This window comes from Motilimonas sp. 1_MG-2023 (assembly GCF_030547455.1).
In the GTDB taxonomy this organism is placed as follows: Bacteria; Pseudomonadota; Gammaproteobacteria; order Enterobacterales; family CBDFNC01; genus Motilimonas.
The window spans coordinates 66,216-73,882 of sequence record NZ_JAUOPX010000023.1 but is presented as its reverse complement, the minus strand read 5'-3'; the positions used below and the strand labels follow the sequence as shown (position 1 = coordinate 73,882).

The window sequence follows — 7,667 nt, the reverse complement described above, 5'->3', positions numbered from 1 at the left end:
TTGTAGCTGTTGGTGTATGATATTAAGTTCACGCATCTCGTTGTAATCTGGTTTGTTTTTGGCGAAATTAATTAGATAACACAACGAGGTGCGTTTCTATATATTTGATAGCGAAAGATATTTTGTGGGGATTCGCTAGAGGTGGGCGTTATACGAATAAGGAAAATTCGGAATATGGAAATCAAAATAGACGACCTATCGGGTGGTGAAGTCATTAAGCTTCTCGAAGAGCACTTAGCGGATATGTATGCGACTTCACCGCCAGAAAGTGTTCATGCTCTTGACGTTAATGCGCTTAAATCGCCAGATATTACGTTCTTTAGTGGTTGGTCTGGCGGAGAACTACAAGGTTGTCTTGCTATCAAGCAATTAACCCCTCAGCATATCGAATTAAAATCGATGAGAACTTCCAGCACTTCTAGAAAGTGTGGTGTTGCTACTAAGCTTCTAGTCCATGCATTGAATTTAGCGGTTGATAAAGGATATCAGAGGGTTAGTTTAGAAACAGGTACTCAGGAATTCTTTCGACCAGCAAGAAATTTGTATGAAAAGTTTGGGTTCAGCTATTGCGAGCCATTCTCCGATTACGAACTAGATCCTCATAGTCATTTTATGACAAGGGAACTGGAGGAAAAATTCGTATAACAATTTAAGAGTGATTCAGCACGCTTGGCATTTTTAGTCTGGGTCTAATTTAGTGTTTACGGTGTTCAAATTGAGTGTCGTGGTAGCGTGCTTCACACCTTAATTCGGCGTTGAGGCTGTAGAATTTTTCTTTTTAAGCAATATAGCCTGTTTTATGGGTTCAAATGCATTACCTATTTTCTTAAAAGCGCTTAGGATTGATTGCTGGGCCCTGTTTTTTAGTCAAATCGGGCTGTTGGAGTTATTCTACAGTCTCGTTATAACACTTTCCGGAGTGTCAGCATGGAGGTAATAATATGGACATAAAAAGAGTACACAATGCAAAATGTCACTGTGGTGCAGTGGAGTTAGAGCTGGCGATGCCAAACGGTCTAGAGGATCCTCGTCGCTGTTCATGTTCCATGTGTCGGAAGCGTGGAGCAATTGCTGCTTCTGTTTTGCTTGAAAACCTCAAAATTGTAAAAGGTGAAGATAACTTGACCCTTTATCAATTCAATACGATGACGGCAAAACATTACTTTTGTAAAACTTGCGGCATATATACTCATCATCAAAGACGTTCTAACCCGCATCAATTCGCAATTAATGTTGCGTGTCTCGAAGGTGTTAATCCCTATGATTTGGAGCCAGTCAAAATTTACGATGGTATCCATCATCCAAAGGACACAATTAACTTGTAAATGCAAATATTGAGGCGTGTTATAACAAGAAATTCAAGCCTGACTACCAACGGGTGGCTAAATTGGTTCCAAAGAGTTTGGTGGTTACGGTGCATTGCTTTTAATGACATCGTGCGTTGGTAGCAGCTTAATTCGGCGTTGAGGCTGTAGAATTTTTCTTTTTAAGAAATATAGCCTGTTTTATGGGTTCCAAATGCATTACCTATTTTCTTAAAAGCGCTTAGGATTGATTGCAAGGCCCTGTTATTAGTCAAACTTGGCTGTTGGAGTTATTCTACAGTCTCGTTAGCAGCCAGAAGTTACCATCATGCAACCAAGTAATCTGTTAAAAATTGAATCATTAAATGATGATTGGCGGGATAAAGATTCCATACTTTTGCATGCCTGTTTTCAGCTACTAAAAGACTTCGTAGAGAAAGAAGACTTGGCTCTTGGAAATACGGATTGGAATGCAGATGAAAAGCATCGACTAGCAAAAGTTGAGATAGACGAATTATATAAATGGTGGATTAGCTACACCGAATCAGATACATCTGAAGAGGATAGCTTTGAGTTAGAAAATAACATGCTAATCCGTTTAATTAAAATAAGGTGGGCCTTGTGGACATAGCTGCTAACAAGTCAAGTCTAGGGACTTGTACTCACTGCACTCCCACCCCCCCAGCTTGAAGCGTTATACGAAATGAGAAATATACTTCCAATACTTGTTTTAATATCTTGTGGCGCGTGTAGTAAAAGCGATAGCTATGACTACATGCTAAAGATCGATAGGGACGCGGGCGGCTTTAATTTCATTCAAGCGGTGAATGCCAAATGGGACAAAGTCTGTTTTTTTGGCCCATATTCAACTAATGCTAGGCGAAAGAGGTCCTTGGCTTTGAGTGGGACTTAGAGGCTAATAGTCGTATCAATCTCAACGACGGTATTACACTAGCAGTATTTACCGGCGACTCAAGCGTCGTTGCTTACAAAGAAATATCACGTTACACAGATTTCTCACAGTTTTCAGGTGAATGCTTTCGTAAAGAAAATTCTGAGTTTGAAATAAAATCGGGAAAAGTTACTCATGCATCTTAGAGCGTATAACAATCGCAGGCAGTCGGAGCAGCTACGGGCGTTAGGCATAAAATGAATTACACCGACTTTTTGAATCAGCTAGAGAGAGATGGATTCGAATTCATCGGTAAAGCCCTTGCGTTTAAAGAGCTTGATAATTGGGTTATTGGGTACATCGGCTTAGGTGGGAGATTTCAACAAGCTGGAACAAAAGCTTTCGTGCTTTGTGCTAGACCCAAAGACTTTGGGTTCATGGATGCTCCTAAAAAGAAATATGCAACTAAACCAATGGAGTATCCATACAAACTGACACCTGATAGCTTTAATAAAAAACTAGAATATAACTCAGAGCTATTGAGATTCGATCATGGCAGAGTTGAAACAGAGGCCGATTGGTCAAGTGTATACAAAATACTAAACAATGAGCTACCAGAAGCACTTAAGAAACTTAGTGTGGCTGGTTTGGTAAAACAACTCAAAAAGCTGAAAGAACCTGGGTACGTAGAAAAAATATGGCTTGGTGAAGAAAGTGCCTAACAGATAAGAATAGGTGTCGCGAAGCCGACCCCCCATATTCAAGTGTTGGACAATGCTCGGATTATCCCCGGAGCCTCGATAAGCTCGATTTCCTTTCTTATTAAGTAAATTGCTGCATTGAGCGTTAACTGCGCTTCGCCTGAATGCCTTTCTCAAGACGAACTGGAGGGATGTAAGGGCAAGTTCGCGTCGGTTGGCTCAGTGGCTCAATTCCCAGTAGCTGTTGCAGCAACGGCAATAGCAAGCACTGTATTTGGTGCAGTAAACTTTGGCCTGCCTGACAAAAGACTCAGCCTAGATAGGCTGTAAATTTATGTGCTGCACAGTTTATATAAATGGTTGAATAGGCGAAGTGGCAGACGAAGTTACAATTGGTGTAATTTCAAGAAGATGCTAATGTATTAGGCCATAGAAAGACCAAGAGTGAGTAAGCGATTTATTCACGTAGATTGGTACTAGGTGCGTGGTGATTTACACGCGCGAATATATAACTTAAGAGCGCAAAAGCTCGATGCGGTCTTGTGTTTTTAAATCAGCGCACGTCCGGAACTGTGTGGGGTCGGCCCAGTAATGGGTCGCTCTACCACGATTGTGGTTGCAGCATTAATAGGAGTTTAAGTTGCTAGAAATCAAAACGATAGGTCTTTTCTTTGTAACAGCTATTGCAGAAATTTTAGGCTGTTATTTGCCATATCTTTGGCTGAAAGAGGATAAATCTGTTTGGTTATTGGTACCAGCAGCTTTCTGCCTTGTTCTATTTGCATGGTTATTGTCTTTACATCCAACAGCAGCAGGTAGAGTTTATGCAGCATATGGCGGTGTTTACATTTTCGTAGCTATCTTATGGCTGTGGGTCGTAGACGGTATTCGACCTAGCCTATGGGACATAGTAGGTGTTTGTGTAGCGATGCTGGGAATGGCAATCATCATGTTCGCGCCAAGAACCACATAACAATAAGAATAGGTGTCGGGCTGTCAAAAGCTCCGGCCTTCGGTCTCCACTTTCGAAAGTCGCAAATTACGGCGTTAACCGTCTATGGAGTTTTGTTTGAATAATCGAGTAGTTTTTACAGGTGGCCCAGGTTCAGGAAAGACTTCAGTTATCGAATATCTACGCCAGATTGGGTACGCGAGTGTACCTGAAGTTGGGCGAAAAGTTATCCAAGCCCAAGTAGAATCGCAAGGTACGGCATTACCTTGGTTGGACAAGGCTGCATTTCGAGACGAAATGGTTCTTGAAGAAATCGATAATTACGAGAACTTTGGTGGTTCTGAAATTACGCTCTACGACCGAAGTATTATCGACTCGTATGGGTACAGTAAACTTGAGCGCATACCTATATCGGATCTTTTGCTAGCGAAATGTGGTGAACTAATTTATTGCCGTAAAGTTTTCATTTTTCCACCTTGGGAAGAAATCTATGAATATGACGCTGAACGAAAGCAGGACTTCATTGAAGCAATCGCGACATACCATGAAATGGTGAGCGCATATATTAAATTTGGCTATGACTTAATTGAAGTGCCTAAGGTTTCAGTTAAAGAAAGAGCGCTGTTTATCATTAGTAAAATTTAGTCAAAAATATATAATTTTTTTTGGTAGGATTCTTTAATGTCCATTAGTTACCCTGGTCAGTTAACTTGCTAAACAGACACCTTAAAGACATTTCAGTTAGACTAAGCCAATTATAAGAGTGAAGAATGAACTATCTAAGCAACAAATTTTTTCCTAAATCAATATTGCCCATTTTTGCGTGTTTTTTAATTTCTTGCACTAGTGAGTCCTCAGATAACCAACCCGTGCCACTAGATGTGAAAAATAAACTCTCAATTACTCAGGGGGTTTTTGGTGCGATAACTAGCCATGATGATATTGGTGATAACCATGTTGAATTTGCCTCAGGTTTCAACATTGATATTTTTTATGATCAACCTTCAATGGATCTAAATGAAGCCGTGACACCATTAGTGTCAATACAAAGTGACGAGAAAGGTTTTTATGAACATGAACTAGAGACGGGTGAGTACTGTATTTGTACTCGTTTTCGTCGATGCGCCCCTATTGTAATTCATGAAAATGAGATGTTGAGATTAGATTATGAACTCAGCACTGGACCAGGTTGGTCTTTGCCTAATGATCCTGAAAGAGCCCTTGAATTTTCATGTAAAAAGCCATGATTGCTTGCCAGAGGTTTCTCGCCTCCTGCACCACATAACCTTGAAGCATTTTGATAAAAAGTGAAATGGGTAGTTTATTGTCCAAAATGATTTTTATCCAAAAGTCTTGTACTTCAATGGTTATTTCAAGGCCCCTGCGCAATGATTACTCGTTGCTCAGGGGCAGTGTTTTTGGCTCGATCTTAGACAAGTCCCTTGTTTAAACTGCTTAGGAACCTGCGGTTATTTAATATAAACCAGCTCAAAGCGGTAATCCTCATCGGTGAGTATGTCGGTTTGCTTAAACCGTATTGGTTTGTATTGCGCGCCTTCGATTAAGGGGGCTTGATCAAAGTAGTGGGGTGAGTTTGGATTATTTGATTGACTATAAAGCAGCACACTTCGTCCATTTACACCTTGGTCGGTGAACTCCGCGAGAAAGATAAAGCTGTCGCCAACATTAATGCGATAGCCTTTTTCCGTTAGTGCATTAGCAGGGTTTTGCGACATGTTATCGGCAACAGTACTAAAGCTGCCTGTCACGTCACCATACCCACCCGCAATAGGATACTCCGCTTCACCTTTGACGAGGGATTGAATGTTGCCTAAAGGGGCGTTTAAAGGAATATTAGCTTGGTTAAGCTGGATGACTGCTTTGGCTAATGCGACCAGATGAAGATCGGTAGTTGGATCTGATACCGCGGGCAAACCAGCCGGTGTATTAACCGGATCTTGTGGGTCAAATTGAGTTAGCCAACATTGGCCATTACAACTGGCCAAATCGCGAATTTTGTAAAACTGCAAGGCGTATTCTCTGAATATATGAGTGCCAACGCTGTCGATATTGGCTTTTTTGTCCCAGTTCGATAGTACTTGGCAAGCTTGTGTTATGTTGACAGTCTCGTCGTTCACTTGCACTTGATCATAGCTTTGGCAGCGTTGGATCAAGTCTTCAATGACCAACTCAGCTTGAAAGATGCGCTTGTCGGCCATGGTATGTTGCAGATCCCCTAGGGCGACTTTTTTACCACTTGTTTTAAATTGCTCAAGCATTGCCACACTTAATCGAGTGCGTGGTGATTGCGGGTATTCACTGGGTCCATATAGGGGCGAATAGCCAACAATGGGGTTTTCGATATTAACCAGCCAAGGGGATTCATTGGCATTTTGTACATAATGTTCAGATTGGCGTTGTGGTACTTGGTTAAAAGGAACGGCTTGTTGCCACTCAAAGACGGGATTAGATCCGTCGAGTAATACACCGCCCCAAGCGCGTAATTCAGGTACTGCGTTGATGATTGACCACGCTGTTGCACTGAGATCAGGCACGGATGCCAAGTCAGCATAGAAGGTATTGCCTTGATCATCTGACATCACTATATTTTGTGAGCCAGTGCGATAGCCTAGTTCATTTAAAGCGATGGCGTCATCTACATTTTGACTTAGGGCTAATTTTAGCCAGTAATCAGTTTGATCACTGCGTTGGCTGGCACCATCTTTCAAGCTGACAAATCCACCTTGTGCCGTAAATTCGATGATTGGCCCGTAGTGACTTGAATATAAGGTACGTGATAGCTCAGATAATGAGCCATTGGGTTGTTTAACACTAATCTGATAGTTGTTGGCTTGCAGTGGCTTAACTTGATTGCCATATTGGTACGCTAATGCTTGATCAACGGCGGGAGTTAACGTGTAAACCGAGCCTGGCGTTGAGTTGGTCCAAGTGTGCGTCCAAGCGAAGCGCTCATTAAAGCCAAGGGCAGGAGTAACAAAACCGGGTAAAAAACTGCCATAGACATTCAGTTCGTCAGGGATAGTGAGCTGCGCTTCATACCAAGCAAATTTGCCGCCATGGGGCAGATGTGTATTTGACAGTAGCATGCCTTTACCGCTGTCGGTCATTGCTTTACCTAATGCCCAACCGTTGCTGCCCTTCATTTTATCAAGGAACGAATCGGGCTTGTTTAATAGCCGCTTGTTCGCGCTGGGTGCCGTTGGTTGTGCTGAGCCAATCTCAGCCAAGAATACTTCAACAAATGCCCAGTAATTTAATGATTGGTTAAGTGCATACAGATCGTATTGATCTATCGGTTGCACGAGTGCTGCACACTCTTTTGCGTAATGTTTATTTTTCTGTACCGCATGATTAAATCCTTTAGTAAAGCCAGTCATCAACGCTTGGCTTCTAGGATCAAGTTGCTGAAAGTTTGTTTTTGCATTTTGGTAAGTGGCTAAGTGTAGATAAGCAAAGTCGGAGGTAATGTTGGCATTATTGATACCTGCTCCTAGGAACTTAGCGCGCTCGCCTTTTGCGGTAATAATACCGTCAAGGTAGTTACACGCGCGGTCTTGTGCCATCACGTAACCCAGCCCTTTGCCCAGTGCCGTGTAGTTATTGGCTTTAATGTGCGGCACCCCATAGCTGGTCCAGTGAATTTCAGCCGTGTTTGAATCACAGCCCGATATCACTGCGGCAAGGGTGAGTGTTAATGGAAAATAGCTAAGCTTTTTAACAATCGTTTGCATGGTCTCATTCCTTTTATTCACCCTGGAACCCGACGCAATTAACTTGGGTTGTAGGTGAGGGTTAAT

General features: G+C 42.1%; 8 protein-coding genes. 7 read left to right on the top strand and 1 reads right to left on the bottom strand.

Going from position 1 to position 7,667, the window contains the following annotated elements:
* The first annotated feature begins 174 nt into the window (after window positions 1–174).
* The 7 genes from Q4519_RS13175 (at window position 175) to Q4519_RS13145 (ending at window position 5,096) form a co-directional block, all read left to right on the top strand.
* A complete protein-coding gene (locus tag Q4519_RS13175) occupies window positions 175–645 on the top strand; it encodes a GNAT family N-acetyltransferase (RefSeq protein WP_303512935.1) in 471 nt (156 codons plus the stop codon).
* Window positions 646–941: 296 nt separating this feature from the next.
* The gene (locus Q4519_RS13170) at window positions 942–1,325 is read left to right on the top strand and encodes a GFA family protein (RefSeq protein WP_232804178.1); all 384 of its coding nucleotides are present in this window, start codon (window positions 942–944) and stop codon (window positions 1,323–1,325) included.
* Window positions 1,326–1,632: 307 nt separating this feature from the next.
* Window positions 1,633–1,935 (top strand): hypothetical protein, encoded by a 303-nt coding sequence (locus Q4519_RS13165; protein ID WP_233054021.1) that lies wholly within the window; start codon window positions 1,633–1,635, stop codon window positions 1,933–1,935.
* Window positions 1,936–2,453: 518 nt separating this feature from the next.
* Entirely contained in the window at window positions 2,454–2,918 is a 465-nt protein-coding gene (locus Q4519_RS13160) for a hypothetical protein (RefSeq protein ID WP_303512929.1), read from the top strand.
* A gap of 619 nt (window positions 2,919–3,537) precedes the next feature.
* A complete protein-coding gene (locus Q4519_RS13155) occupies window positions 3,538–3,870 on the top strand; it encodes a YnfA family protein (protein WP_233054018.1) in 333 nt (110 codons plus the stop codon).
* Between the two features lie 96 nt (window positions 3,871–3,966).
* Window positions 3,967–4,494, top strand: coding sequence for an AAA family ATPase (locus Q4519_RS13150; protein WP_233054017.1), 528 nt, complete (start codon window positions 3,967–3,969; stop codon window positions 4,492–4,494).
* A 236-nt stretch (window positions 4,495–4,730) separates the two neighbouring features.
* Entirely contained in the window at window positions 4,731–5,096 is a 366-nt protein-coding gene (locus tag Q4519_RS13145) for a hypothetical protein (RefSeq protein ID WP_303512925.1), read from the top strand.
* 222 nt (window positions 5,097–5,318) lie between these two features.
* Here Q4519_RS13145 and Q4519_RS13140 read toward each other — a convergent pair whose 3' ends face one another.
* Window positions 5,319–7,601, bottom strand: coding sequence for a penicillin acylase family protein (locus Q4519_RS13140; RefSeq protein WP_303512922.1), 2,283 nt, complete (start codon window positions 7,599–7,601; stop codon window positions 5,319–5,321).
* Window positions 7,602–7,667 lie beyond the last annotated feature (66 nt).

Excerpts from the sequence above, each read along its gene's own strand:
- Q4519_RS13175 (WP_303512935.1), top strand. The coding sequence starts at position 175 with ATGGAAATCAAAATAGACGACCTATCGGGTGGTGAAGTCATTAAGCTT.
- Q4519_RS13170 (WP_232804178.1), top strand. The coding sequence starts at position 942 with ATGGACATAAAAAGAGTACACAATGCAAAATGTCACTGTGGTGCAGTG.
- Q4519_RS13165 (WP_233054021.1), top strand. The coding sequence starts at position 1,633 with ATGCAACCAAGTAATCTGTTAAAAATTGAATCATTAAATGATGATTGG.
- Q4519_RS13160 (WP_303512929.1), top strand. The coding sequence starts at position 2,454 with ATGAATTACACCGACTTTTTGAATCAGCTAGAGAGAGATGGATTCGAA.
- Q4519_RS13140 (WP_303512922.1), bottom strand. The coding sequence starts at position 7,601 with ATGCAAACGATTGTTAAAAAGCTTAGCTATTTTCCATTAACACTCACC.